Source organism: Pseudomonas oryzagri, assembly GCF_020831405.1.
Classification (GTDB): Bacteria; Pseudomonadota; Gammaproteobacteria; order Pseudomonadales; family Pseudomonadaceae; genus Geopseudomonas; species Geopseudomonas oryzagri.
In genome coordinates, this window is sequence record NZ_JAJHPU010000046.1 from 23602 (window position 1) to 49627 (window position 26026).

At 71.2% G+C, this 26026-nt stretch carries 27 protein-coding genes and 2 riboswitches; of the genes, 14 read left to right on the forward strand and 13 right to left on the reverse strand.

Translation table 11 applies throughout. The annotated features are described in order from the left end of the window. Positions 1 to 62 precede the first annotated feature (62 nt). The gene (gene thpR / locus LMJ29_RS20430) at positions 63 to 629 is read right to left on the reverse strand and encodes an RNA 2',3'-cyclic phosphodiesterase (protein ID WP_229607369.1); all 567 of its coding nucleotides are present in this window, start codon (positions 627 to 629) and stop codon (positions 63 to 65) included. Between the two features lie 63 nt (positions 630 to 692). Next, on the reverse strand, positions 693 to 1352 hold the full coding sequence (locus LMJ29_RS20435; RefSeq protein WP_229607370.1) for a class I SAM-dependent methyltransferase: 660 nt from the start codon (positions 1350 to 1352) through the stop codon (positions 693 to 695). A gap of 112 nt (positions 1353 to 1464) precedes the next feature. On the opposite strand from LMJ29_RS20435, the gene nrdR reads away from it, so the two are divergent. From nrdR to LMJ29_RS20505, 14 genes are all read left to right on the forward strand, one after another. Continuing rightward, entirely contained in the window at positions 1465 to 1929 is a 465-nt protein-coding gene (nrdR, locus tag LMJ29_RS20440) for a transcriptional regulator NrdR (protein WP_229607371.1), read from the forward strand. Positions 1930 to 1933: 4 nt separating this feature from the next. Continuing rightward, positions 1934 to 3055, forward strand: a complete 1122-nt coding sequence (gene ribD / locus LMJ29_RS20445; protein WP_229607372.1) for a bifunctional diaminohydroxyphosphoribosylaminopyrimidine deaminase/5-amino-6-(5-phosphoribosylamino)uracil reductase RibD — start codon at positions 1934 to 1936, stop codon at positions 3053 to 3055. Between the two features lie 109 nt (positions 3056 to 3164). Next, positions 3165 to 3324, forward strand: a riboswitch (FMN riboswitch). A 121-nt stretch (positions 3325 to 3445) separates the two neighbouring features. Next, a complete protein-coding gene (locus LMJ29_RS20450) occupies positions 3446 to 4108 on the forward strand; it encodes a riboflavin synthase (protein WP_229607373.1) in 663 nt (220 codons plus the stop codon). Between the two features lie 38 nt (positions 4109 to 4146). Continuing rightward, complete coding sequence (gene ribBA, locus LMJ29_RS20455; RefSeq protein WP_229607374.1) at positions 4147 to 5238, forward strand: bifunctional 3,4-dihydroxy-2-butanone-4-phosphate synthase/GTP cyclohydrolase II; 1092 nt, start codon at positions 4147 to 4149, stop codon at positions 5236 to 5238. 67 nt (positions 5239 to 5305) lie between these two features. Further along, positions 5306 to 5782 carry a 6,7-dimethyl-8-ribityllumazine synthase gene (gene ribH / locus LMJ29_RS20460; protein WP_090306466.1) on the forward strand — a complete coding sequence of 159 codons (477 nt, stop codon included), beginning with the start codon at positions 5306 to 5308 and terminating at the stop codon, positions 5780 to 5782. A 50-nt stretch (positions 5783 to 5832) separates the two neighbouring features. Continuing rightward, the gene (nusB, locus tag LMJ29_RS20465; RefSeq protein ID WP_229607456.1) at positions 5833 to 6255 is read left to right on the forward strand and encodes a transcription antitermination factor NusB; all 423 of its coding nucleotides are present in this window, start codon (positions 5833 to 5835) and stop codon (positions 6253 to 6255) included. 10 nt (positions 6256 to 6265) lie between these two features. Then, entirely contained in the window at positions 6266 to 7249 is a 984-nt protein-coding gene (gene thiL / locus LMJ29_RS20470) for a thiamine-phosphate kinase (RefSeq protein WP_229607375.1), read from the forward strand. Then, positions 7236 to 7730 (forward strand): phosphatidylglycerophosphatase A family protein, encoded by a 495-nt coding sequence (locus LMJ29_RS20475; RefSeq protein ID WP_229607376.1) that lies wholly within the window; start codon positions 7236 to 7238, stop codon positions 7728 to 7730. Before thiL ends, LMJ29_RS20475 begins: the two co-directional genes overlap by 14 nt. Before the next feature lie 53 nt (positions 7731 to 7783). Further along, positions 7784 to 8428: a retropepsin-like aspartic protease family protein gene (locus tag LMJ29_RS20480; RefSeq protein ID WP_229607377.1), complete on the forward strand. Its 645-nt coding sequence runs from the start codon at positions 7784 to 7786 to the stop codon at positions 8426 to 8428. An 80-nt stretch (positions 8429 to 8508) separates the two neighbouring features. Next, on the forward strand, positions 8509 to 10092 hold the full coding sequence (locus LMJ29_RS20485; protein ID WP_229607378.1) for a thymidine phosphorylase family protein: 1584 nt from the start codon (positions 8509 to 8511) through the stop codon (positions 10090 to 10092). Beyond that, complete coding sequence (locus LMJ29_RS20490) at positions 10092 to 10997, forward strand: ribose-phosphate diphosphokinase (RefSeq protein ID WP_229607379.1); 906 nt, start codon at positions 10092 to 10094, stop codon at positions 10995 to 10997. Before LMJ29_RS20485 ends, LMJ29_RS20490 begins: the two co-directional genes overlap by 1 nt. Before the next feature lie 207 nt (positions 10998 to 11204). Next, a complete protein-coding gene (ribA, locus tag LMJ29_RS20495; RefSeq protein ID WP_229607380.1) occupies positions 11205 to 11816 on the forward strand; it encodes a GTP cyclohydrolase II in 612 nt (203 codons plus the stop codon). Continuing rightward, positions 11813 to 12235 carry an MFS transporter gene (locus tag LMJ29_RS20500; protein ID WP_229607381.1) on the forward strand — a complete coding sequence of 141 codons (423 nt, stop codon included), beginning with the start codon at positions 11813 to 11815 and terminating at the stop codon, positions 12233 to 12235. The genes ribA and LMJ29_RS20500 overlap by 4 nt, the downstream gene beginning before the upstream one ends. Further along, positions 12235 to 13041, forward strand: a complete 807-nt coding sequence (locus LMJ29_RS20505) for a cobalamin-binding protein (protein ID WP_229607382.1) — start codon at positions 12235 to 12237, stop codon at positions 13039 to 13041. The genes LMJ29_RS20500 and LMJ29_RS20505 overlap by 1 nt, the downstream gene beginning before the upstream one ends. 57 nt (positions 13042 to 13098) lie before the next feature. On the opposite strand, the gene LMJ29_RS20510 is transcribed toward LMJ29_RS20505, so the two are convergent. The 11 genes from LMJ29_RS20510 to LMJ29_RS20560 all read right to left on the reverse strand — a co-directional run bounded on the left by LMJ29_RS20510 (position 13099) and on the right by LMJ29_RS20560 (position 26018). Further along, complete coding sequence (locus LMJ29_RS20510) at positions 13099 to 14985, reverse strand: TonB-dependent receptor domain-containing protein (protein WP_229607383.1); 1887 nt, start codon at positions 14983 to 14985, stop codon at positions 13099 to 13101. 102 nt (positions 14986 to 15087) lie between these two features. Then, positions 15088 to 15301: riboswitch (cobalamin riboswitch) on the reverse strand. 42 nt (positions 15302 to 15343) lie between these two features. Further along, positions 15344 to 17254, reverse strand: a complete 1911-nt coding sequence (gene dxs, locus LMJ29_RS20515; RefSeq protein WP_229607384.1) for a 1-deoxy-D-xylulose-5-phosphate synthase — start codon at positions 17252 to 17254, stop codon at positions 15344 to 15346. 307 nt (positions 17255 to 17561) lie between these two features. Continuing rightward, positions 17562 to 18452 (reverse strand): (2E,6E)-farnesyl diphosphate synthase, encoded by an 891-nt coding sequence (gene ispA / locus LMJ29_RS20520; RefSeq protein WP_229607385.1) that lies wholly within the window; start codon positions 18450 to 18452, stop codon positions 17562 to 17564. Further along, positions 18449 to 18688 (reverse strand): exodeoxyribonuclease VII small subunit, encoded by a 240-nt coding sequence (locus LMJ29_RS20525; protein WP_229607386.1) that lies wholly within the window; start codon positions 18686 to 18688, stop codon positions 18449 to 18451. Before LMJ29_RS20525 ends, ispA begins: the two co-directional genes overlap by 4 nt. Positions 18689 to 18866: 178 nt before the next feature. Beyond that, a complete protein-coding gene (locus tag LMJ29_RS20530) occupies positions 18867 to 19637 on the reverse strand; it encodes a sulfite exporter TauE/SafE family protein (RefSeq protein WP_229607387.1) in 771 nt (256 codons plus the stop codon). Between the two features lie 71 nt (positions 19638 to 19708). Continuing rightward, complete coding sequence (locus LMJ29_RS20535) at positions 19709 to 21589, reverse strand: putative bifunctional diguanylate cyclase/phosphodiesterase (RefSeq protein ID WP_229607388.1); 1881 nt, start codon at positions 21587 to 21589, stop codon at positions 19709 to 19711. 123 nt (positions 21590 to 21712) lie between these two features. Then, complete coding sequence (ppa, locus tag LMJ29_RS20540) at positions 21713 to 22240, reverse strand: inorganic diphosphatase (protein ID WP_229607389.1); 528 nt, start codon at positions 22238 to 22240, stop codon at positions 21713 to 21715. Positions 22241 to 22323: 83 nt separating this feature from the next. After that, a complete protein-coding gene (locus LMJ29_RS20545; protein WP_229607390.1) occupies positions 22324 to 23127 on the reverse strand; it encodes a M90 family metallopeptidase in 804 nt (267 codons plus the stop codon). A gap of 81 nt (positions 23128 to 23208) precedes the next feature. After that, the gene (locus LMJ29_RS20550) at positions 23209 to 23553 is read right to left on the reverse strand and encodes a YdbL family protein (RefSeq protein ID WP_229607391.1); all 345 of its coding nucleotides are present in this window, start codon (positions 23551 to 23553) and stop codon (positions 23209 to 23211) included. 10 nt (positions 23554 to 23563) lie between these two features. Beyond that, positions 23564 to 23770 carry a YnbE family lipoprotein gene (locus tag LMJ29_RS20555; protein ID WP_229607392.1) on the reverse strand — a complete coding sequence of 69 codons (207 nt, stop codon included), beginning with the start codon at positions 23768 to 23770 and terminating at the stop codon, positions 23564 to 23566. Between the two features lie 13 nt (positions 23771 to 23783). Beyond that, positions 23784 to 26018, reverse strand: coding sequence for a YdbH domain-containing protein (locus LMJ29_RS20560; protein WP_229607393.1), 2235 nt, complete (start codon positions 26016 to 26018; stop codon positions 23784 to 23786). Between the last annotated feature and the right edge of the window lie 8 nt (positions 26019 to 26026).

Sequence of the window (26026 nt, forward strand, 5' to 3'; positions counted from 1 at the left end):
ATGCATGGTAAGTGGGGACGCGTGCGACGGGAAGCAAGGGCGTGCGGGCGCCTCGGTCGAGGTCAGCGCGGCGGGCTGGGCTCGGCGCGGAAACGCGGCAGCGGCGGCAGGCCCGGCACCAGGGGCCAGCTGCTCAGTTCGCGGTAGCGCACGCCACGGGCGCTGGGCTCCGAGGCATAGAGGGCGAAGCGTTCGACCGTCCAGGCGAAATCGGGGTGCGCCTCGCGCGGCCGCGCGCCGGCGTGGCGCACCAGGGTCAGGTGGGCGCGGAACGGCCGCCGGTCGAGCGCGATGCCGATGGCTCGCAGACGCTGCTGCAGCTCGCCCGCCAGCGCCGGCAGCACGGGCGGCAGCTGGCTCGGCTCCAGCCACAGGACGCCCAGGCGGCCGCCGCCGAGATGGTCGAGGCGCAGCTCGAAGGGCGGCGCCTCGATGCCGGCGGCGAGCAGCTGCAGTTCCTCCAGGCGTGCGCGCGGCTGCTGGCCGAGGAAGGTCAGGGTCAGGTGAAGGTTGTCGGCCGCCACCGGCTTGCCGCCCAGGCCCAGGCCGTCGCGCCAGGCGCAGATGGCTTCGGCCTGCTCGCGTGGGCAGGGCAGGGCGAAGAACAGGCGCAGGGTGTCGGTCGGCATGGCGGCGCTCCCGGGAGGGTCATCCCCTGAGTATCGTCCCGTCGCGCGCGGCCTGCCTGCCGTTCAGCGGCGCTGCGCGTGATAGAGGCTGACCTTGCGGAATTCGTGGGGCTCGGCGAGATCCGGCAACGTGCAGGCGTCCAGCACCGCCAGGCGCCGGTAGAGCGGGTGCTGGAAGTCGCGCACCCGCGAGTCGGCGACCAGCGCCTCGCGGCCGCGCGACAGGAAGGCGTCGAGCAGCGGCAGGTTGGCGCGGTCGTAGAGCACGTCGGCGACCAGAATCAGGTCGAAGCGGTCGGCCTCGGCGAAGAAGTCTGCCGAGTAGCCCAGCGCCACGTCGTTCAGGGCGGCGTTGGCGCGGCAGGCGGCCAGCGCCAGCGGATCGAGATCGCAGGCCACCACCTCGGCGGCGCCGGCTCTGGCCGCGGCGATGCCGGCCACGCCGCTGCCGGCGCCGAAGTCCAGCACGCGCTTGCCGCGTACCCATTCGGGGCGTGCGGCCAGCCAGCGCGCCAGCGCCAGGCCGCTGGCCCAGCAGAAGCACCAGTAGGGCGGTTCGTCGAGGATGCGGCGGGTCTCCTCGCCGTCGAAGGCGCGGTTCATGTTGGCGGGATCGAGCAGCCACAGGCGCAGGTCGCTGCCCGGCAGGGCGGTGGCGCTCAGGCGGGCGTCGCCGAGCAGGGCGCGCAACGGGTCGAGCAGTTCGGCGGGCGGCTGAGGCATGGGCGGTTCCGGGCCAGGGGGCGGGCGTCCTTATAACCCGCCGGCGGCGGCTTGTCTTGGGGGCGCCATCGGGTACCATGGCCGGCACATCCATCCCTCCGGCCGAGCCATCATGCACTGTCCCTTCTGCGGCGCCAACGACACCAAGGTCATCGACTCGCGACTGGTCGCGGAGGGCCAGCAGGTGCGCCGGCGTCGCGAGTGCCTGGCCTGCCAGGAGCGCTTCACCACCTTCGAGACCGCCGAGCTGGTGATGCCGCGGCTGATCAAGTCCCACGGCACCCGCCAGCCGTTCGACGAGGACAAGCTGCGCGCCGGCATGCAGCGCGCGCTGGAGAAACGTCCGGTGAGCGTCGAGCGCCTCGAGGAGGCGATCGCCCATATCAAGCACAAGCTGCGCGCCACCGGCGAGCGCGAGGTGAAGTCGCGGGTGGTCGGCGAGCTGGTGATGGACGAACTGCGCCGTCTCGACGAGGTGGCCTACATCCGTTTCGCCTCCGTGTACCGCCATTTCCAGGACCTCGACCAGTTCCGCGAGGAGATCGAGCGCCTGTCCCGCGAACCCAGCAAGGGTTGATTCCATGTCCGATGTACCGCAGGCCGGCGACCAGGCCTACATGGCGCGCGCGCTGCAGTTGGCGCGTCGCGGCCTGTTCTCCACCCATCCCAACCCGCGCGTCGGCTGCGTGCTGGTGGCCGGCGACGAGATCGTCGGCGAGGGCTGGCATGTACGCGCCGGCGAGCCGCACGCCGAGGTGCACGCCCTGCAGCAGGCCGGCGAACGGGCGCGCGGCGCCACCGCCTACGTCACCCTCGAGCCGTGCAGCCACCACGGCCGCACCCCGCCGTGCGCCGAGGCGCTGGTGCGCGCCGGCGTGGCGCGCGTGGTGGCGGCCATGCAGGACCCCAATCCGCTGGTCGGCGGCCGCGGTCTGGCCCTGCTGCGCGCCGCCGGCATCCAGGTGAGTTGCGGCGTGCTGGAGGCCGAGGCCAGGGCGCTCAACGCCGGCTTCATCAAGCGCATGGAACAGGGCTTGCCGCTGGTGCGGGTCAAGCTGGCGATGAGCCTGGACGGCCGCACCGCCATGGCCAGCGGCGAGAGCCAGTGGATCACCGGGGCGCCGGCGCGCGCCGCGGTGCAGCGCCTGCGTGCGCGCTCCAGCGTGGTGCTCAGCGGCGCCGACACCGTGCTGTGCGACAACGCCCGCCTCACCGTGCGTGCCGACGAGCTGGCGGTGGACGCCGAGCAGGCGGCGCTGGCCGCCGCGCGGCCGCCGCTGCGCGTGCTGATCGACGGCCAGCTGCGCGTGCCGCTGTCGGCCGCCTTCTTCCAGGCCGGCCCGGCCTGGGTGGCCTGCTGCGACGACGACGGTCGCCGCGACGAATACGCCGCGGCCGGCCACGAACTGCTGCGTCTGCCGCGCGGCGACGGCCACGTCGACCTGCGCCGGCTGCTCGCCGAGCTGGCCGCGGCCGGCGCCAACGAGGTGCTGGTCGAGGCCGGCCCGCGCCTGGCCGGTGCCTTCGCCCGCGAGGGGCTGGTCGACGAATACCGCATCTTCATGGCCCCGCAGCTGCTCGGCTCCAGCGCCCGACCGCTGCTCGACTGGCCGCTGGAGCGCATGGCCGAGGCCCCGCAGCTGAGCATCCGCGACATCCGCGCGGTCGGTCGCGACTGGCAGATCATCGCGATACCGACCTGATCGTTCGCCACGGCGGCGGACGCTGGGGTGGGCGGCGCCATCCCCCATCCAGACGTGCTCCGCAGCGGCGAAAATGTGATACAAAGCCTGACGCGGCCGCTCACGGCCGCGACGTTCTCAGGGCGGGGTGCAATTCCCCACCGGCGGTGATGGCGCTGTCTGGGCCGAGCCCGCGAGCGCCTGCCCACCCTCAAGAAGGGGCGGCAGGGTCAGCAGATCCGGTGCGATTCCGGAGCCGACGGTGACAGTCCGGATGAGAGAGAGCGGGATTCCTGCCTTGGGGCGGCCCGGCCGCGCCCGCCAGATCCCCTTCGATCCAGCGCCCTGTTTTGTCCAAAACAGGAGTTCGACCATGCAAGCGAATACCCCCAGCGCGGTGCGGGAGGCCTGATGTTCACCGGAATCATCGAAGCCATCGGCAGCATCCGCGCCATGACCCCCAAGGGCGGCGACGTGCGCGTCTACGTCGCCACCGGCAAGCTCGATCTCGGCGACGTCAAGCTCGGCGACAGCATCGCCGTCAACGGCACCTGCCTGACCGTCGTCGAGCTGCCGGGCGACGGCTTCTGGGCCGACGTCAGCCGCGAGACCATCGCCCGCAGCGCGTTCAGCGACCTCAAGGTCGGCAGCCGGGTCAACCTGGAGAAGGCGCTGACGCCGACCACCCGCCTCGGCGGCCACCTGGTCAGCGGTCACGTCGACGGCGTCGGCGAGATCGTCTCGCGCGCCGATAACGCCCGCGCCATCCAGTTCCGCGTGCGCGCCCCGCGCGAGCTGGCGAAATACATCGCCCTCAAGGGTTCGATCACCGTCGACGGCGTGAGCCTGACGGTCAACGCGGTGGACGGCGCCGAGTTCGAGCTGACCATCGTGCCGCACACCCTGCAGGAAACCATCATGGCCGACTACCGCAGCGGCCGCCGGGTCAACCTCGAGGTCGACCTGCTGGCGCGCTACCTGGAGCGCCTGCTGCTCGGCGACAAGGCTGCCGAGCCGACCGCCAGCGGCATCAGCGAGGCGTTCCTCGCCGAACACGGCTTCCTCAAGGGCTGAGCCGCCTTTCCATCACGAATTGAACAAGGAGGGTGCCCGTGGCACTCGACACTATCGCCGAACTGCTCGAAGACATCCGTCAGGGCAAGATGGTCATCCTCATGGATGACGAGGATCGCGAGAACGAGGGCGACCTGATCATGGCCGCCGAATGCGTGCGCGCCGAGGACATCAACTTCATGGCCAAGCACGCCCGCGGCCTGATCTGCATGCCGATGGACCGCGAGCGCTGCGAGCGCCTCGGTCTGCCGCTCATGGTGCAGCGCAACGGCTCGGGCTTCGGCACCAAGTTCACCGTCTCCATCGAGGCCGCCGAGGGCGTCACCACCGGCATCTCCGCCGCCGACCGGGCGCGCACCGTGCAGGCCGCCGCGGCCCGCGAGGCGCAGGCCAGCGACATCGTCAGCCCCGGCCACATCTTCCCGCTGATGGCCCAGCCGGGCGGCGTGCTGGCGCGTGCCGGCCATACCGAGGCGGCCTGCGACCTGGCGCGCATGGCCGGCTTCCAGCCGAGCGGGGTGATCTGCGAGATCATGAACGACGACGGCAGCATGGCCCGTCGTCCCGAGCTCGAGCAGTTCGCCGCCGAGCACGGCATCAAGATCGGAACCATCGCCGACCTGATCCACTACCGCCTGGTCCACGAGCGCACCGTCGAGCGCGTTTCCGAGCGGACGCTGGACAGCGAGCTGGGCCAGTTCAAGCTGTACACCTACCGCGACGAGGTCGAGGGGCAGGTGCACCTGGCGCTGGTCAAGGGCGAGATCCACGCCGAGACGCCGACCCTGGTGCGCGTGCACAACATGGACCCGCTGCGCGACCTGCTCGGCATCCAGCGTCCGGGGCGCTGGAGCCTGCGTGCCGCCATGCAGAAGGTCGAGGAGCAGGGCAGCGGCGTGGTCCTGCTGCTCAATCACGCGATCAGCGGCAACGAGCTGCTGGCGCTGGTCGAGGAGCAGCTCGGCGACACCAAGCCGGCCGAACCGACCACCTACAGCACCGTCGGCGCCGGCTCGCAGATCCTCCGCGACCTGGGCGTGCGCAAGATGCGCCTGCTCAGTTCGCCGGTGAAATTCAACGCGATATCCGGCTTCGACCTGGAAGTTGTAGAATACGTGACCTGCGAATAACGCTGTCCGCGAACATCATCCCCTCGGGGCGCGCGAGCGCCCCGGCTCTTTATCTGGAATCCGTCCCATGACCCTGAAGACCATCGAAGGTACCTTCATCGCCCCCAAAGGCCGTTACGCCCTGGTGGTCGGCCGTTTCAACAGCTTCGTCGTCGAGAGCCTGGTGCAGGGCGCCATCGACGCCCTGGTGCGCCACGGCGTCAGCGAGAGCGAGCTGACCATCATCCGCGCCCCGGGTGCCTTCGAGATTCCCCTGGTCGCCCAGAAGGTCGCCCAGCGCGGCGAATTCGACGCCATCATCGCCCTCGGCGCGGTGATCCGCGGCGGCACTCCGCACTTCGAATACGTCGCCGGCGAGTGCACCAAGGGCCTGGCCCAGGTGTCCCTGCAGTTCGGCGTGCCGGTCGCCTTCGGCGTGCTGACCGTCGACTCCATCGAGCAGGCCATCGAGCGCTCCGGCACCAAGGCCGGCAACAAGGGCGCCGAGGCCGCGCTGTCCGCCCTGGAAATGGTCAGCCTGCTGGCGCAGCTGGAGGCCAAGTGAGCGAGCACGACAAGCCGGCAGCCAAGCCCGCCAAGCCGAACAAGATCGCCATGCGCCAGAAGGCGCGCAGCCTGGCCGTGCAGGCGCTGTATTCCTGGCAGATGGCCGGCCAGTCGCTCAACGAGATCGAAGCGCAGTTCCGTACCGACAACGACTTCAGCGACGTCGACGGTGCCTACTTCCACGAGATCCTGCATGGCGTGCCGCGCCTGAAGGCCGATCTGGACGAGGCGTTCCTGCCCTGCCTCGATCGCCCGCTGGAGGAAGTCGATCCGGTCGAGCTGGCGATCCTGCGCCTGTCCACCTACGAGCTGCGCAACCGCGTCGACGTGCCCTACCGCGTGGTGATCAACGAAGGCATCGAGCTGGCCAAGGTCTACGGCGCCACCGACGGTCACAAGTTCGTCAACGGCGTGCTCGACAAGCTGGCCCCGCGCCTGCGCGGCGCCGAAGTACGCGGCAAGCGCGGCTGATCTCCGCGCCATGGCCGGCCTCGGCGAATTCGCGCTGATCCGTCAGTACTTCGCCGCGGCCGCCTGCGCTGCGCCGACCTCCGGCGTGGCGCGCGGCATCGGCGACGATTGCGCGCTGCTGCAACTGCCTCCCGGCGAGCAACTGGCGGTGTCCACCGACAGCCAGGTCGCCGGGGTGCACTTTCCCCTCCAGCACGACCCCTTCCTGCTCGCCCAGCGCGTGCTGGCCGCCGCCGCCAGCGATCTTGCCGCGATGGGCGCGGCGCCGCTCGGCTTCACCCTGGCGCTGACCCTGCCCGCCGCCGATCCCGCCTGGCTGGACGGTTTCGCCCGTGGTCTCGACGTCATGGCGCGCGCCTGCGATCTCGTCCTGATCGGCGGCGACACCACGCGCGGCCCGCTCAATATCAATGTCACCGTGTTCGGCCGGCTGCCCGCCGGACGGGCCCTGCTGCGCTCGGGCGCGCGGCCTGGCGATCTGCTGTGCATCGGCGGGCCGACCGGCGAGGCCGCCGCGGCGCTGCCGCTGGTGCTCGGCGAGCGCGCGGCGCACGGCGCGGCGGACCGGCAGCTGCTGGCGCGCTACTGGACGCCGGCGCCGCAGCTGGCCCTTGGCCAGGCGCTGCGCGGCCTGGCCAGCGCGGCGCTGGACGTCTCCGACGGCCTGCTCGCCGACTGCGGGCATATCGCCGAGGAGTCCGGAGTGGCGCTGGTCATCGACGCCGCGCGCGTGCCGCTGACCGCGGCGCTGCGCGAAGCCGCCGGCGAACGGGCACTGCACCTGGCTCTCTCCGGCGGCGACGACTACGTGCTGGCCTTCACCCTGCCGGCGGCCGCGCAGCCGGCGCTAGAGGCCAGCGGCGGCCTGCCGTTCCACCTGATCGGCCGCGTCGAGGCGGGCAGCGGCGTGCGCGTGCTCGACGCCGACGGCTGCGACATCACCCCGGCCGCCGGCGGCTACCAGCATTTCGGAGGCGCCGATGGGCAAGCTTGAGCGACCGGACGTGGCGCCGGAGTCGATCTGGCGCGATCCCTGGCAGTTCGTCGCCTTCGGGTTCGGCTCCGGCGCCCTGCGTCCGGCGCCGGGCACCTGGGGCACCCTGGTGGGCCTCGCCTTCGTGCCGCTGCTACAACTGCTGCCGATCTGGGGCTACGCGCTGATCCTGCTGCTCGCATCGCTGTTCGGTTGCTGGCTGTGTGGCAAGGTATCCCGCGATCTGGGCGTGCACGACCACGGCGGCATCGTCTGGGACGAGATCGTCGGCATCTGGATCACCTGCTGGCTGGCGCCGCCGGGTTGGCCCTGGCTGCTCGCCGGCTTCCTGCTGTTCCGCCTGCTCGACATCGCCAAGCCCTGGCCGATCCGCTGGGCCGACCGCCATGTGCACGGCGGCCTCGGTATCATGCTCGACGATCTGCTCGCCGGCCTCGGCGCCTTCCTGCTGCTGCAGGGACTGGTCCGGCTGCTGGGCTGAATCCCCAACCACTCCCCGCCCGCCGGCGCGGAGGCGACGAAAAGGAGTTTGTCATGCGTTCATTGCTCGCCCTGGGCGCCGGCCTGCTGCTGGCCGGCCCGCTGTCCGCGGCGCCGCAGGTCCAGGTGGTCGGCCTGTTCCCCGGCGCGGCGGTGGTCACCATCGACGGCCAGCGCCAGCTGCTCAAGGTCGGCCAGAAAGGGCCGGGCGGGGTCACCGTGGTGCGCGCCGACGCCCGCGGCGCGGTGCTCAGCGTCGACGGCGTGGAAAAGGCCTACGATCTGTCCCGCGAGTACAACACCGGCGGCTACGCCGCGCCGCAGCGGACCCAGATGAGCATTGCCCGCGGCAACGATGGCCACTACTCGACGGCCGGTTCGATCAACGGCCAGAACGTGCAGTTCCTGGTCGACACCGGTGCTTCCTCGGTGGCGATGAACGAGGCCCAGGCCAGGCGCCTCGGTCTCGACTACAAGACCCGCGGCCAGCCGATGCAGGTCAACACCGCCGGCGGCGTGGTGCCGGCCTGGCGCATGAGCCTCGACCGCGTCAAGGTCGGCGGCATCGAGGTGCTCGGCGTCGAGGCGGCGATCGTCGCCGGCGGCTCGCCCACCGAGGTGCTGCTCGGCATGAGCTACCTCAACCGCGTCGGCTGGCGCGAGGAGCAGGGCGTGCTGCGCCTGCAGGCCAAGCACTGAGCGCGGTGGCCGCCGGCAGGCTTGCCGGCGGCGCCGGGGCGGCGGCATAGTCGGGTGACTGCCCCGCCTGGACCCGCGCCATGGACAACACTCCGCCGCCACCGCTCATCGGCTGCGCCTGCGCCGACGCGACCCTGCAGCTGCACCGGGTCGCCATCGACACCTACCGCGAGAACGTCGCCTACCTGCATCGCGATTGCGCCGTGTACCGCGCCGAGGGCTTCCAGGCGCTGTCCAAGGTCGAGGTGCGCGCCAACGGCCGGCGCATCCTCGCCAGCCTCAACGTGGTCGACGATGCCGCGCTGGTCGGCTGCCAGCAGCTCGGCCTGTCCGAGGACGCCTTTCTTCAGCTCGGCGTGGAGGAGGGGCACCCGGCCAGCATCTGCCAGGCCGAGCCGCCGTCGTCGATTCCCGCCCTGCACCGCAAGATCGCCGGCGAGCGCCTGGATCGCGAGGACTTCCGCGCCATCGTCCGCGACATCGCCGCGCATCGCTATTCGAAGATCGAACTGACCGCCTTCGTGGTCGCCTGCAACCAGGGCGAGCTGGACCGCGAGGAGGTGTACTTCCTCAGCGACGCGATGATCCGGGTCGGCCGCAGCCTCGACTGGCACGAGCAGCCGGTGGTCGACAAGCACTGCATCGGCGGCGTGCCCGGCAACCGCACCTCGATGCTGGTGGTGCCGATCGTCGCGGCGCACGGCATGCTGTGCCCGAAGACCTCGTCGCGGGCGATCACCTCGCCGGCCGGCACCGCCGACACCATGGAGGTGCTGGCCAACGTCGAGCTGTCCTTCGCCAGCCTCGAGGGCATCGTCCGCGAACATCGCGGCTGCCTGGCCTGGGGCGGCACCAGCGAGCTGTCGCCGGCCGACGACGTGCTGATCTCCGTGGAGCGGCCGCTGTCGATCGACTCGCCGGGGCAGATGGTCGCCTCGATCCTCTCCAAGAAGATCGCCGCCGGTTCCACCCACCTGGTGCTGGACATCCCGGTCGGACCGACCGCCAAGGTGCGCTCGCTGCCCGAGGCGCAGCGCCTGCGCAGGCTGTTCGAGTTCGTCGCCGCACGCCTGGGCATGACCCTCGACGTGGTGATCACCGACGGCCGCCAGCCGGTGGGCAGCGGTATCGGTCCGGTGCTGGAGGCGCGCGACGTGATGCGCGTGCTGGAGAACGACCCGCGCGCGCCCGACGACCTGCGCCAGAAGGCGCTGCGCCTGGCCGGGCGCATGCTCGAGTTCGATCCCGACGTGCGCGGCGGCGACGGCTATGCCATCGCCCGCAATATCCTCGATTCCGGTCGCGCGCTGGCCAAGATGCAGGCGATCATCGCCGCCCAGGGCGACCGTGGATTCGACCCCACTGCCCCGGCCCTGGCGCCGCTGTCCTTCGAAGTGAACGCCGAGTGCGGTGGCATGGTGGTCGGCATCGACAATCTGCAGCTGGCGCGTATCGCCCGCCTGGCCGGCGCGCCCAAGGTGCAGGGCGCCGGCGTCGACCTGCTGTGCAAGCTCGGCGAGCCGGTCGCGGCCGGCGCGCCGCTGTACCGGGTATACGCCGCCTATCCCGCCGACCTGGAGTTCGCTCGCCAGGCCTGCCAGCGCAGCGCGGGCTTCGCCATCGGTGCGCCCGACCAGCTGCCGCACCTGTTCGTGGAGTTCTGATGACCAGCCAGCTGCTGTATTTCACCGACGAACAGGCTCCCGCCCTGCGCCTGGCCGCCGCCTGCGGCCTGCCGGCGGCGGCCGTCGAGCGCCACCGCTTCCCCGACGACGAGCTGCGCCTGCGCCTGCCGCTGGCCGCCGGCGAGGCGCCGGCCGACACCCTGGTGCTGTACCGCAGTCTCGACCGGCCCAACGAGAAGCTGGTCGAGCTGCTGCTGGTCGCCGGCGAGGCGCGCCGCCTCGGTGCGCGCCGCCTGCTGCTGGTGGCGCCCTACCTGGCCTACATGCGCCAGGACATCGCCTTCCAGCCGGGCGAGGTGGTCAGCCAGAAGGTGGTCGGCCAGTTTCTCGCCGGGTTGTTCGATGCGGTGATCACCGTCGATCCGCACCTGCACCGCATCGCTACGCTTGACGAGGCGATCCCCCACGGCGACGCGCTCAGCCTGTCCGGCGCGCCGCTGCTCGCCGGGCTGATCGCCGCGCGGGTGGAGAATCCGCTGCTGGTCGGCCCGGACGCCGAGTCGCGGCAGTGGATCGAGGCGGCCGCCGCGACGCACGGCTTCGACTACGGGGTGTGCAGCAAGGTGCGCCACGGCGATCGCGACGTGGAGATCGCCCTGCCGGCGCTGGCGGTGCGCGGCCGCGCGGTGGTGCTGCTCGACGACGTGGCCAGCACCGGGCACACCCTGGCACGCGCCGCGCGCCTGCTCGGTGCGGCCGGCGCCGCCTCGGTGGACGTGGCGGTGACCCACGCGCTGTTCGCCGACGACGCCCTGCAGCTGCTCGGCGAGGCCGGCGTGCGCGAGGTGTGGAGCAGCGACTGCATCGCCCATCCGAGCAACGCGGTCAGCGTGGCGCCGCTGTTGGCCGAGGCGCTGGGGCGGCTGGGCGTCGGCGCGGGATAGGTGTCGGTCGGGGCCCGCACCTCTTTCGATGAGCGGCGATCGGCGTGACGGGGATGCCTGCGGCATCCCTGTCGGGTTACCCCGCTGTGCGGCTAACCCAACCTACCTGGTTACCCCGCGCGTATGTCTGCCATGCGATTCCCGAGTGGCCGTCTCGGCCATGCTTGCTGCTACAATCGGCGCCTTACGACTTTCAGGAGTGCTCCGGTGTCCGTCGTCTTTGTCGCCGCCTCGAAGCTGCCAACCCCGTTTGGCGTGTTCACCATGCATGGTTTTCTCGATGAGGCCACCGGCAAGGAGCACGTGGCCCTGACCATGGGGGACGTGGCCAACGGCGAGCCGGTGCTCGGCCGCCTGCATTCCGAGTGCCTGACCGGCGACGCCCTGTTCAGCCTGCGCTGCGACTGCGGTGCCCAGCTCGAGGCGGCGCTGCGCGCCATCTCCGGCGAGGGCCGCGGCGTGCTGCTGTACCTGCGCCAGGAAGGCCGCGGCATCGGCCTGCTCAACAAGATCCGCGCCTACGAGCTGCAGGACGGCGGCGCCGACACCGTGGAGGCCAACGAGCGGCTGGGCTTCTCCGCCGACCAGCGCGACTACGCGATGTGCCGGCCGATGCTCGACCACCTGGGCATCCGCGAGGTCAAGCTGATGACCAACAACCCGCGCAAGCTCAAGGCGCTGGAAACCTACGGCATCCGCCTGGCCGAGCGCGTGCCGCTGCACAGCGGGCTCAATCCGCACAACAAGCACTACCTGGCGACCAAGGCCGGCAAGCTCGGCCACCTGCTCGGCAATCTGCACCAGGCCGAGGACGAATGAGTGCCGTGCGCCTGCAGCGGCTGACCTTCGCCCGCCGCTGGTGGGGGCTGCTGGCCGTGGCCATGCTGCCGCTGCTGCTGCTCGGCGCCTTCGGCCCGGCGCGGCCACCGCTGCCGGACAGCCTGGCCATGCCGCTGTTCATCGCCGCGCTGCTGTCGATGTTCGTCGGCCTGCCGCTGTTCCGCCGCTTCAAGCTGGCGCTGATCGCCTGCGCGCGCGCCCTCGGCACCCCGGATGAAGCCGGCGCCTGGGCCGCCTTGGCCCGTGCCCAGCGCAACGGCCTGATCGGCGCCCTGGGGCCGGCCTGGATCGCCGCCCTCGGCCGCCTCGCCGACCTGCACGGCGTGGCGGTGCTGCTGCTGGTGCTGGCCAGCGCGACCATCGCCGTCCTCTACCGCCTGCCGCGCCAGCTCGGCTGATGCGCCGCCTGCTGGCCGCCGTCCTGCTGCTGGCCGCCGGCCTGGCGCAGGCCGCGCCGGGCGCCCAGCGGGTGGTGGCGCTGGCGCCCTCGCTCAGCGAACTGATGCTCGAACTGGACGCCGGCGAGCGTCTGGTCGGCGTGCTCGACGGCGGCCCGCGCCCGCCGGCGCTGGCCCATCTGCCTTCGCTCGGCCGCTACGGCCAGCTCAACCTGGAAGTGCTGCTCAGCCTGCAGCCGGACCTGATCCTGCTCTGGCCGGACAGCGTCGGCCCGGCCATGCACGCCCAGCTCAGGACCCTCGGCATCCCGCTGATCGAGGCGCAGCCGCACAGCTTCGCCGAGCTGGCCGGCCAGCTCGAAAGCATCGGCGCGGCGGTCGGCCACGCCGAGCAGGGCGCGCTTCTTGCCGCGCAGCTGCGCGCACGGCTCGCCGCGCTGGCCGGGCGCTACGCCGGCCGTGCGCCGCTTACGGTGTTCTACCAGGTGTGGGATCGGCCGCTGTACACCCTCGGAGGTCGGCAGATCGTCAGCGACGCGTTGCGCCTGTGCGGCGCGCGCAATGTCTTCGCCGACCTCGAGCTGCCGGCGCCGCAGGTCGGCGTCGAGTCGGTGCTGGCCCGCGACCCGGCGGTGATCCTGGTCGGCGCGCCGGAGCAGCTCGCCGCCTGGCAGGCCTGGCCGCAGCTCGCCGCGGTGCAGCGCGGGCAGGTGTGGGTGGTGCCCGACGCCGGGCTGGAGCGGCCGAGCTTCCAGATGCTCGCCGCCACCGAAAGGCTCTGCGCGCTGCTCGAGCGGGCGCGCTGAACTCGCCGTCCGGAAGCGACGCGGCCCCGCAGGCGCAGAACCGCGTCCTACGGAGCGTTACAGGCTGGGTGTCCAGGTCACCGAAGCGAGCGCGGTGCGGCCCGTTTCGCGGAAGGCGTTGTACTGGCCGTCAAAGTCGTGATCGTACAGTGCGTTCGAGTATTCCTTGTCCAGCACGTTATCCAGTTTCAGCCCCACTTCTATCTCGGGGGTCGCCTGCCAACTGCTGCGTATGTTGAGCAGGCCGTAACCGGCGATTTTCCGCTCGTTGGCCACGTCGTCGTAGCTATGGCTGATGGCCTGCCAGCTGGCGCCGACGGACGCGGCGCCGAACCGGCGATCCACATCCAGGCTCAAGGTGCGTTTGGCGCGCCGGTTGAGGATATGCCCGCTGTCGCGGTCGCGCGGGTCGATCAGGCTGAGGCCCAACGCGCTCTGCCAGCCAAACAACTCCTGCTGCAGTGAGGCCTCGAAGCCGTTGATGCGTGCCTTCTGGACGTTGCGCGGAATGTCGCTGAAGACAATGGCGTCCTCCAGATCGGTGCGATATAGCGCTGCTTCCAGGCGAGTCTTCTCCGCCAGCTGGCTGCGCCACTGCAGCTCGTAAGTCTTGGACTGCTCCGGCTTCAGGTTCGGGTTGGCGAAGGTGAAGCAGCCGAACCCCGGGAAGCAGGAGTCTGGATAGTAGAGGTCGGTGAAGGTGGGCGCGCGGAAGCCTTCGGCGTAGGACAGCACCAGGTCGTTGTCGGCATCCAGAGGCACGGTCAGGGCGCCGTTGAAGGTGTTCTGGCTGCCGAACTGCTCGTTCTTGTCGTGGCGCAGGCCCAGCTCGGTGGAGAAGCGTTCGCCGGCGAAGCGATGCTGGAGCAGGGCGGCCTGGTTCCAGCGCTGGTCCTCGCTGTACGTGCTGGTGGTGTGCAGGGTTTCCTCGTACCAATCGAGACCAGCGAGCAGGCTGTGCCCGCCGCCCAGCGTCAGGGTGTTGAGCCAGGCGACCGAGTCGCGGTAGGTGTTGAACGGACTGGCGGTGGCGACGTCGTCGAAACGCTCGACGCTGCGGTTCTCACTGTGGCCGAGTTCAACGCGGCTGCTCCAGGTCTCGTTGAGCTGGGCGGCCAGGAAGCCGGCATAGCTGGTCAGCTGGAAGTCGTTATAGGGATAGGCGCCGTCGAAGCTCAGGTCGTATTCGCTCTCGCCGCGCTGGTCTAGCACGCTGAAGCCGCCTTCGAGGCGCTCGCTGAAGCGATGGCTGAGGTTCAGGCTGACGCCGTTGTTGCGGTAGGCGTCATGGTCGCTGTTCGGACGACTGCCGACGCTAGTGCGGTCGATGCCGTTGGTGGCGTCGGCGCTGGCGTTGAGGCTGAAGCGGGTGGCTCCGTCGCCGCCGGACAGGCCTAGGCTGCGCTCCCAAGTGCCGCGGCTGCCGTAGCCTATGTGCAGGCGCGGTTGCAGCCCGGGGCCCTCCGTGCGGCGGGTGAAGATCTGCACCACCCCGCCGATGGCGTCGGCACCGTATAGCGCCGAGCGCGGCCCGCGCAGGACCTCGATGCGTTCGATCTGCTCGATACTGAGCGCCTGCAGTTGAGCGGCGCCGCCGGCGGCGTCGACGATGCGCTGCCCGTCCACCAGCACGATGCTCTGCGCGCTCTTGGTGCCACGGATGTTCAGGCCGGTTAGGCTGCCGCGGCCGCCGTTCTGAGTGATCTGCACGCCGGGCACGCGACTCAGTAGTTCGCCGACGTTGGAGGGCTGCAGGCGCTCGATGTCGTTGCGGGTGAAGACTGTGGTCAGATTGGTGGCCTGAGCTCTGAGTTCAGCCTGACGGCCGGAGGTGATCACTAGGGCCGGCAGTTTCAGTTGCTCTTCGAGGCTGCCGGGCGACTCGGCGGCCAGCAGGCTGGCGGGGAGGACGCTGACGGCCAGGGCCAGTCGGGAAAGCTTCATCGGGAAATCCTCAAAAGTGATGGGCAGACTTTCGAGGAGGGCGGGAGACAGCGACGGGCCCGCGGCGCGGGCGCGCGACTGACGGTGCGGCCCTCCGCAACACCTGTCGACTCCGTCGGGGCCGGTCTCCGGGCTGTCGACGCATGGGCGCTCACCTTCCCGGACGCGCACGTCCAGTGGTCTGTCGAGGCCATGTGCAGCTCGCGGCTGCGGTCGATTACCGTTGCGGGGGCAGCGCCGGCCTTGTCCGAGGACGCACCGGCTTCCCGTTTAAGCCGGCCGTTGTGGCCGGCGCACCCTGACGAAAAGCAAAACGCCGCGCACCTTAGTGCGCGGCGTCGTTTAACTCAAGCCGCTTTCAGACCGCTGGTCTTGAGTTTTCTTCAAGCAGCGCCAGGCGCGCGCGCACCGCGGCTTCCAGGCCGGCGGCGTCCAGGCCGCACTCGGCGAGCATCTCCGCCGGCTTGGCGTGCTCGACGTAGCAGTCGGGCAGGCCCAGCTGCAGCAGCGGCCGGAGGATGGCCTCGCGGGCGAGGAACTCGGCCACCGCCGAGCCGGCACCGCCCATCACCGCGTTTTCCTCGATGGTGACCAGCAGCTCGTGGCTCTCCGCCATGCTGCGCACCAGCGCCTCGTCGAGCGGCTTGACGAAGCGCATGTCGACTACCGTCGCGTCGAGGTGCTCGGCCACCTGCAGGGCCTCGGTCAGCTGCACGCCGAACACCAGCAGCGCGACCTTCCGGCCCTGGCGGCGGACCACGCCCTTGCCGATCGCCACGCCGTCCAGCGTCGGATCGATCGGCGCGTTGGGCCCCGAGCCGCGTGGGTAGCGCACCGCCGCCGGACCGCGGTGGTGGTAGCCGGTGGAGAGCAGCAGGCGCAGCTCGTTCTCGTCGCTGGGGGTCATGACGACCATGCCGGGGATGCAGCGCAGGTAGGAGAGGTCGAAGCTGCCGGCGTGGGTCGGACCGTCCTCGCCGACCAGGCCGGCGCGGTCGATGGCCAGCAGGACGTCGAGGTCCTGCACGGCGACGTCGTGGATCAACTGGTCGTAGGCGCGCTGCAGGAAGGTCGAGTAGATCGCCACCACCGGCTTGGCGCCCTCGCAGGCCAGGCCCGCGGCCAGGGTCACCGCGTGCTGCTCGGCGATGGCGACGTCGAAGTAGCGGGCCGGGAAGCGGTCGGCGAAAGCCACCAGGTCGGAGCCTTCCTTCATCGCCGGGGTGATGCCGATCAGCCGTTCGTCGGCGGCGGCCATGTCGCACAGCCACTGGCCGAACACCGCCGAATACTTCGGCCCGCCGGACTTCTTCGGCGCCTGTTCGCTGCCCACTTCCAGCTTGCTGATCGCGTGATAACCGATCGGGTCGGCCTCGGCGGGGGCGAAGCCCTTGCCCTTCTTGGTCACCACGTGGAGGAACTGCGGGCCCTTGAGATCGCGCATCTTGCGCAGGGTGGCGATCAGGGTCGGCAGGTCGTGACCGTCGATCGGGCCGATGTAGTTCCAGCCCAGCTCCTCGAACAGGGTGCCGGGTACCAGCATGCCCTTGGCGTGCTCCTCGGTGCGCCGGGCGATCTCCCAGGCGCCGGGGATGCGCGAGAGGATCTTCTTGCTGCCCTCGCGCATGCTGGCGTAGGTGCGGCTGGAGAGGATCTTGGCCAGGTAGTTGGACAGGCCGCCGACGTTCTTGGAGATCGACATGTCGTTGTCGTTGAGCACGACCAGCATGTCGGCGCTGGTTTCCGAGGCGTGGTTGAGCGCCTCGAAGGCCATGCCGGCGGTCAGCGCGCCGTCGCCGATCACCGCCACGGTGCGCCGCTCGTTGCCCTGCAGGCGGTTGGCCAGCGCCATGCCCAGCGCCGCGCTGATCGAGGTGCTGGAATGGCCGACGCCGAAGGTGTCGTACTCGCTCTCGGCGCGGCGCGGGAAGGCGGCCAGGCCGCCCTTCTGGCGCAGGCTGGCCATCCGCTCGCGGCGCCCGGTGAGGATCTTGTGCGGGTAGGCCTGGTGGCCGACGTCCCACACCAGGCGGTCCTCGGGGGTGTGGTAGACGTGGTGCAGGGCGATGGTCAGCTCGACCACGCCGAGGCCTGCGCCGAAGTGCCCGCCGGTGCGTCCCACCGTGTAGAGCAGGTACTGGCGCAGCTCGTCGGCCAGGGTGTCCAGCTCGGCCTCGCCGAGGGTGCGCAGCGCGGCGGGGCTGTCGATACGGTCGAGCAGCGGCGTGTCGGGCCGTTGGCGGGGAAACTCGTGCAGCGTCTTGGGCATCGGACGGACTACGGCAATCGGCAAAAGATGCGGGAGTTTACCCGAAGCGGCCGGGGTGCCCAAGCAAGCGAAGGTCGGGAGCCGGCCGGGTGTCGGACGCGGGGGCGACGAGCGCAGCGCCGTAGAGTGGCTAACGGCGTCGCCCTGTCCACCCGGATGGTCGCGCTAGAGCGGAGTGACGCGCGTGCGGCGCGCAACGGGGGAGGGTGGATGGCCACACCGTGGAAAACGGCCGCAGGTCTTTTCCGCCATCGAGACCCGGAGGTGGAAGATCGCTGCGCGCGTCTTCCACCCTGCAGCGGCTCGTTCAGTGACGGCGCTCGACGATGTAGCGGGCCAGCTCGCGCAGGGCGTCGGCGCGGGTGTCGAACGGCTGCAGCGCGGCCAGCGCCTGGTCGCGCAGCGCCAGGGCGTAGGCCTTGGCAGCGGGCAGGCCGAGCAGCGCCGGGTAGGTCGGCTTGTCGTGGGCCTGGTCCTTGCCCTGGGTCTTGCCCAGGGTGGCGGTGTCGCTTTCCACGTCGAGGATGTCGTCCTGGACCTGGAAGGCCAGGCCGATGGCCCGCGCGTAGTCCTGCAGCGCGGCGAGGCTGGCGGCGTCGCTGCGCCCGCTGGCCAGCGCGCCGAGGCGCACGCTGGCCTCGATCAGCGCGCCGGTCTTGTGCCGGTGCATGGTCTCCAGCGCGGCCTGGTCGAGCTTGTGGCCGACCGAGCCGAGGTCGATGGCCTGGCCGCCGACCATGCCGGCGGAACCTGCGGCGCGCGCCAGGCTGGTGAGCATCGCCAGGCGGGTGTCGGCGTCCTGCGGGTTGCGCGCGGGGTCGGCGAGCACCTCGAAGGCCAGCGCCTGCAGGCCGTCGCCGGCGAGGATGGCGCAGGCCTCGTCGAAGGCGATGTGGGTGGTCGGCTGGCCGCGGCGCAGGTCGTCGTCGTCCATCGCCGGCAGGTCGTCGTGGACCAGCGAGTAGGCGTGGATCAGCTCCACCGCGCAGGCTGCGCCGTCGGCCCGTTCGGCGCTGCCGCCGAGGGTCTCGCAGGCGGCGTAGGCGAGCAGCGGGCGCACGCGCTTGCCGCCGTTGACCACGCTGTAGGCCATGGCGCGGTAGAGGCGCTCGAGTTCGCCGCGCGGGGCGACCAGCAGGGCGGCGAGCGCGGCGTCGACGCGCGCCTGGCAGCCGGCCTGGTACTGCGCGAGATTCATTCCTGCTCGCCCTCCGCCGCGAAGGGCGCGGTTTCGCCGTTCTGGCCGAGGAGGATCTGCACCTTCTGCTCGGCCTGGCTGAGCGCGCCCTGGCACTCGCGGGTCAGGCGGATGCCCTGCTCGAAGGCGGCCAGCGAGTCCTCGAGGGACAGTTCGCCGCTTTCCAGGCGCTCGACCAGGGTCTGCAGCTCGCTCAGCGACTGCTCGAAATCGGGGGCGGTTTTCTTGCGGGCCATGACGGCAATCTCGGAGGGCGGAAAACGGGCGCGACACTAGCAGAGCCGGGGCCTGCGGGCAAATTGCCGGGGCCGGCGGGGGCGCGGCGTCGGACCGTTGTAGAGGCGAATTCATTCGCCTTGCCGGAGCGATCAGGCGAGTGAATTCGCCCCTGCAGGTCAGATGGGCAATCGGTGCTCAGCGTGCGTAGGTGGCCCAGAAATAGTACAGGGTCATGCCGCCGCCCACCGCCAGCACCAGGGCGCGCAGCCCGCTTGCCGGCAGACGCTGGCCGAGCGCGCCGCCGGCGTAGCCGCCGAGGGTGGCGCCGGCGAGCAGCACGGCCAGCTCGCCCCAGCTGACCCGCCCGGCGACGATGAAGGTCAGGCTGGCGACGCTGTAGATCAGCGCCGAGACCAGGTTCTTCAGCGCGTTGGCGCGGGCCAGCGGATGGCCCTCGATGGCGAAGGCGGCCAGCTGCAGGATGCCCATGCCGGCGCCGAAGTAGCCGCCGTACACCGACACCAGACCGTGGGCGGCCAGCGACAGCGGCGCGTGCGGCGGCGCCTCGCCGGTCGCACCCCGCCGCGCGGCCAGCCAGCGGCTCAGCCAGGGGCTGGCGGCGAACAGCGCGGTGGCGGCCAGCAGCAGCCAGGGGATCAGCACGCGGAAGGTCTCGTCGCCGCCGGCGAGCAGCAGCAGGCCGCCGCCCAGCCCACCGGCCAGCCCGGCGGCGAGCAGCGGCAGCAGGTAGCGGCCGAGCGGGCGCAGCGTGCCGCGTGCCGCCCAGGCGCCGGCGATGCTGGCCGGCCACAGCGCCACCGCGTTGGTGGCGTTGGCGGTGACCGGCGGCAGGCCGGCGGCGAGCAGGGCGGGGAAGGAGAAGAAGGTGCCGCCGCCGGCCAGCGCGTTCATGGCGCCGGCGGCCAGGCCGGCGAACAGCAGGAGGAACAGCTCGGACAGGGGCATGGCGAATTCTGCACAAAAATGGTGCGCCAGCTTAGCAGCTCGGCGCGGCCCGCCAAGCGCCCGGGCGGACTTCAGGCGTCCTGACGGGTGGGCAGCTTGCTCTGCGTCCAGACTATCGCCGGCTGCGGCCGGCCGTAGAGGAAGCCCTGCTGGTGGTGGCAGCCGTTGTCCAGCAGGAAATCGGCCTGGCGCTGGTTTTCCACGCCTTCGGCGACCACCCGCATGCCCAGCTGTTCGGCGATCACCAGGATGCCGCGCACCAGGGCCACCGACTCGCGGCAGTCGGGCAGCCCGGCGACGAACTGGCGATCGATCTTCACGCCGTCGAAGGGGAAGAACTGCAGGTAGGCCAGCGAGGCGTAGCCGGTGCCGAAGTCGTCGAGGAACAGGGTCAGGCCGGCCTGCTTGAGCGCGTGCAGGGTATCGCGCACCTGCTGGTCGGCGTCCAGCAGGGTGGTCTCGGTGATCTCCAGCTCCAGGCGCTGCACCGGCGGCTGCTCCTCGGCGAGGATCGCCAGCAGCGCGCCGGCCAGGTCGCTCTGGCGGAAGTCCAGCGGCGACAGGTTGATGGCGATACCCCAGTCGTGGCCCTCGTCCTGCCAGCGGCGCAGTTGGCGGCAGGCTTGGCGGAAGATCCAGCGGGTGGCCTCGATGATCAGCCCGGTCTCCTCGAGCACCGCCATGAACTGCGCCGAATTGACCAGCCCGCGCTGCGGCGAGTGCCAGCGCAACAGCGCCTCGAAGGTGCAGCGGCGGCCGCCCAGGTCGATCTGCGGCTGGTAGTACAGCTCGAACTCGTCGCGGGCCAGGGCGTTGCGCAGCTCGGCCTCCAGGCAGTGACGCTGCTCGGCCTCCTCGGCCAGGCGCTGGTCGAAGTGGGCCAGGCGGTTGCGGCCGCGACTCTTGGCCTGATACAGGGCGAGGTCGGCCTGCTTGAGCAGCTGCGAGGCGTTGCTGCGACCGCCCTGCCGCTGGTGGGCGATGCCGATGCTCGGGCTGGTGAACAGCTCGTACTGCTGGACGTGGAACGGCTGGCGGAAGTCCTCCAGCAGCTGCTCCGCCAGGCCTTGGGCCTGGCCGGTCAGCTCGCCGGCGAGCAGCACGACGAATTCGTCGCCGCCCTGGCGGGCGAGCATGGCGCCGGTCGGCAGGCGCTTGCGCAGGCGCTCGGCCACCGCGCACAGCAGCTGGTCGCCGACCTCGTGGCCGAGGGTGTCGTTGATCCGCTTGAAGTGGTCGAGATCGATGAACAGCAGGCTCTGCGCCTCGCCGCACTGCAGGCCGAGTTCGAGGCGGGCGAGCAGGTGGGTGCGGTTGGCGGTGCCGGTCAGCGGGTCGAAGTGGGCCAGGTAGTGCAGGCGGTTCTCCGCCTGCTTGCGACTGCTGATGTCGCGGGCCAGCAGCAGCTGCATGGTCTGGCCGCTGCGCGGGAAGGGCGTGCACGAGGCTTCCAGCGGAAAGCTGCCGTTGCTGCGCCGGGCGGCGAACTCGAGGTTGCGGTTGGGCTGGGCGAGCAGGCGCGCCCAGGCGTCCTGGCCGAGCAGCAACTGGTCGATGCGCAGGCCGTCGAGGGCGGTGCCGCTGCGGGCGAACAGCTCGCTGGCGGCGGGGTTGGCCGAGTCGATGCATCCCTCGCCGTCGAGCACCAGCATGCCGACCGGGGCCGCGTCGATCAGACTGCGCAGCAGCTGCTCGCTGTCGCGCAGGGCGCGGCGCTCGTCCTCGAGCTGGCCGATCATGTGGTTGAGGCGATGGGCCAGGCGGCCGATGGCGTCGCCGCTGCCGGTTTCGCCACGCGCCAGGCGGTCGCCGGCGGCGAAGGCGTCGGCCGCCGCGGCCAGCGCGTTCAGGCGCCGGCTGTCGCGCTGGCGGCGATGCAGCCACAGGCTGGCGAGCGCCAGCAGCAGGAGGGCGAGCGAAGCGATCAGTCCGGACAACGGGGGCAGAGGCATGGCGGACGAGTCCTGCGGTGAGGCCTGCCACCATAGCCGAAAGGCGTGCAGAGGAGAATCCGGCTAAAACTCGCGGGCATAAAAAAGCCGGCTTGTGGCCGGCTTTACCGTAGCGGGTTCGACTTACTTCTGGTAAGCCGCTACCGCCTTGAGGATCACTTGGCGGGCTTCTTCGGCGTCGCCCCAGCTTTCCACCTTGACCCACTTGCCCGGTTCGAGGTCTTTGTAGTTCTCGAAGAAATGCTTGATCTGTTCGATCAGCAGGGCCGGCAGGTCGGTGTAGTTCTGCACGTCCTTGTAGAGGACGGTCAGTTTGTCGTGCGGTACGGCCACCAGCTTGGCATCGCCGCCGCCTTCGTCGGTCATGTGCAGCACGCCGACCGGACGGGCGCGGATGACCGAACCCGGGGCCACCGGGTAGGGGGTCACCACCAGCACGTCGAGCGGGTCGCCGTCGTCGGCCAGGGTGTGCGGGATGAAACCGTAGTTGGCCGGGTAGAACATCGGAGTGGCCATGAAGCGGTCGACGAACAGCGCATCGCTGTCGTGATCGATCTCGTACTTGATCGGCGCGTGGTTGGCCGGGATCTCGATGGCGACGTAGATGTCGTTCGGCAGGTCTTTGCCGGCCGGGATCTTGCTGTAGCTCATGGGTGACTCCAGGGTAGTTGGGGCCAAAAAGTGGCGCGCATTATAGGCGCATTCGTCGGGATGTGCCACGTTGTCGCAGTACTTCAGGACGAGCCGGCCTGCAGCGCCGCGGTCAGCGGGGCGAGGCGGGCCAGCGGGTCCTGCCGGTAGAAGCCGCGCAGCTGGGCGTAGACCGCCGGGAAGGCGGCCTCGAGCAGGTCGGGGGCGGTGAAGAAGTATTCGCTGGTGACCGCGAAGAACTCCGCCGGGCTCTCGGCGGCGTAGGGGTCGATGGCGGTCTCGGCGTCGGGATCGCGGTCCAGCGCGGCGTTGAGGGCGTCGAAGGCTTCCTGCATGGCGCCGGCCCAGGCGTCCGGGTGCATGTCCGGGTGCAGCGGCGGCTGGCCGTTGGCGCCGCCGTTGAGCATGTCCAGCTTGTGCGCCAGCTCGTGGATCACCAGGTTGTAGCCATCCAGCGCGCCGCTGGCCGCCACCCCGGGCCAGGCGAGGATCACCGGGCCCTGCTGCCAGGCCTCGCCGCTGCGCTCGTCGTCCCAGACGTGCTCGACGCCGGCCTCGTCGCGGTGGCGTTGCGGGCTGAGGAAGTCGTCGGGATACAGCAGCAGCTGATGGAAGCCCTGGTACCAGTCGAGGTCGGGCAGCTTGAGCAGCGGCAGGCAGGCCTGGGCGGCCAGGCGCAGGCGCGCGGCGTCGTCCAGCGCCACGCCGGGCAGGCAGGTCAGCTGCTTGTCGTGGAGGAACAGCAGGCTCAGCTCGCCGAGACGCTGGCGCTCGGTGGGATCGAGACCGGCGAGGACCGGCAGCTCGGCGCATACCGCGGCCCACAGCTGCGCATCGAGCGGGTGGCGGGCGAGCAGGCGGCGGCGTCGCCAGGAGCGGAAGAACACGGCGGGTGGTCCCTGTGCGGCGGGCGGGGTGATCGATTGTACGCCATCGTCACCGGCCGCGGCCCATTGGCGGCGCTGCGGCTACTTGCGTTGCCACTGGCCGTCGACGCGCACGTACTGCCCCGGCGGGGTCTTGTCGATGGCCTTCTTGCCGGCCATGGCCTCGACGTCGCCGAGCTGGATGTTGTTCTGGGCGGCGAGCTTCTGGTACTCGGCACGCCGCGCCTGGTTGATCAGCCGGGCGATCTCGCTGGCCTGGCCGCCTCCGGCGACCACACCGAGATAGCCGTCGGTCTGCTCGCCCAGCTGGCCGGCGGCCTTGGCGGCGGGCAGCGCCTGCATGGCGCCGGAGAGGTCGAGGGCCAGCGCCGGCAGGCTGAGGGCGCCGGCGAGCAGCAGGGTGGCGATGCGGGACGCGAAGGGCATGGCTGGCTCCTTAGAAGAGGCCGCTGGATTCGTCGAGAATGCCGTCCAGCGCCTTGTCGACCTTGATGTAGATCTCGTGCTCGATCTTCACGTTGAGATTGATGTTGATCGGCTCCTTGGGCGCGGCCAGCTGCACCGTGGGGGTGCAGGCGCCGAGCAGCAGACCGAGGAGCAGGGCCGACGGCAGAGCGGTGCGGTGACGCAGGCGCAGGCGCATGGTGTCTCCCCTGTCAGTCGCGTCGTTGCAGGCTTTGCTGCACGCGGCGCTGGATGGCTTCGTTGACGCGTCCGGAGAGCTGCAGGCTGGTCAGCAGGGCCGGGACGTTCTCTTCCAGGTTGATGGTGAGGTTGACCTGCCGGCCGCGCTCCAGCGCCGGGTTGCTGCCGGACAGGTGGAGAAGGACGTGCAACTCGCCCGTCGGCGCATAGTCGACCTGGCTGTCCAGTCGATCGTAGCGGAAATCCTCCAGCGCCAGGGTCACCAGGCGCAGCGCCGGGTTGCGTTGGCCATAGGCGCGGATGCGCTCCGAGCGCACCTGCAGCACGCCGCCGGGCGGCCGCGCGGCCAGACGGCCCTGGTCGATATGCAGGCCGTCGCGCTCCAGGCGCAGCGGCAGGGCGCCGTCGAGGCGGCCGCTGCCGGACAAACCCTCTGCGGGGTAGACCTCGAGCAGCTCGGCCAGTTCCAGGTCGGTGGCCTCCAGGTGCAGGGTCAGGGGCCGCTGTGCGACGGCGAAGGCGTCCGGGCGGGCGCGCGCCTGGCCGCCTAACAGACCGGCGTTCAACTTGTAGAGGATCAGGGTGCCGGCCTGCAGGGCGTCCGGGGTGGTGACGTAGCGCAGGCGCGCCTCCAGCGGGCCCAGCGGTACGCCGGAGTTGACGCGCTGGGCGCGGACGGCGGGCAGTTCGAGCCACAGCTGGCCCTCCTCCAGGCGGCCGTCGAGATGGGCGTCCAGTGCCTGCAGTTCGGTGCGGTCGTAGACGCCGGAGGCGCCGTTCAGCTCGACGGCCAGCGTCGCCGTGGGTGGCCGCGCGTCGGCGGGCAGCTGCAGGCTGGCCTCGGCGACCAGGCTGCCGGCGGACAGTTCGAGCAGCGCCGGCCAGGCGCTGAGCGTGGCGGCCAGCGGGTTGCCGCCGGCCAGGGCGAGGGGCGGCAGGCTGGTCTGCAGGTCGAGCGCGCCGCCCTTGACGCCGCCGTCCAGCTGTAGCGCCAAACCGGCGGCGTTGCCCAGGCGTCCGGCGAGGCGCTGCTCGTCCCCCTTGGCGCTCAGAGTCCCCTGCCAGCTCCAGCGCTGGGGTTTGAGTTGCGCGTGCTCGACCCGGCCGGCCTTCAGGGCGAGCGGGCCGGCGAGCCGCCAGGTGCCATCCTCGCCACGGTCGAACTGCAGACCGGCGAGGCTGGCGCGCAGGTCGTCCAGGCGCAGGCCGAGGTCCGGCTGTTCCAGACGGCGCGCGGCCAGCTGCGCGCCGGCAGCGGCGGTCAGCTGCAGGCGCGGAGCCTGCCACTGGCCGGTCAATGGCAGGTCGGCGTCCACCGCGCGCAGCGTCAGGGCTTCCCGCCGCCATTGCGGCAGGCGGCCCTGCAGGTGCAGTCGGTCGATGGTCAGCTGGCGCGGCAGGCCCTGCTCCGGCTGCCAGACGTCGGGCAGGCGCAGTTGCCATTCGGCGGTCAGTTCGAGGTCGTCGGGCAGTTGCGCCAGCGGCGCCGCGGCGGCGCCCAGCGTCTGCGCCAGCCAGGTGTGCAGCCAGGGCACCGGCGGCCGCGCGGGCAGCTGCAGGCGGCCGTGCAGTTCGCGGGCGGCGCCGGCGCGCAGCAATGTGGCGCGGGCGGCGAGGTGTTCGCGATCGTCGAGGCGCAGGGCCAGCTCCAGCTCGGCGGCGTCCGGGCTGCCGCGCAGCTCGCCGTCCAGGCGCAGACGGTGCGCGCCCTCGGTCAGGTCGAGATGCACGCTGGCCGGCAGCAGCGCGGCGCCCGCTTGCTGCAGGTGCAGACTGCCGGTCAGTTGGCAACGGGCCGCGGGGCAGGGCAGGTCGGCGACGATGCGCGCGACCGTCAGCTCGCTCGGCAAGCGGGCGAGCAGGGCGGCCAGTTGCTCCAGGTCGGGCAGGCGGCTGGCCTGTCCGCTCGGCGCGAGCGCTGCCTGCCACACGAGGCGCAGCTCGCCCACGGCGAGGCGGTCCAGACGCGGGGCGCGCAGGCCGAGCGACCAGTCGAGCTGCACGGCGTCAGCGGCGAGCTGCAGGCGGCGACCGTCGGCGGCCTGCTGTTCGAGGGCGAGCTGCTTCAGGCGCAAGCCGGCCAGCGACAGCTCGGCGCCCTGCCAGTCGAGGCCGACGATGCCCACCGCGTCCCGTATGTGTTGCCACCGCCAGGCGCCATAACCGGCAATGGCCAGCACGACGAGCAGCAGGATCAGCGCCGCCCAGGCCAGGGCGCGGCGCCAGCGGTGCGGGTGAGCCGGCATCGAGGGAT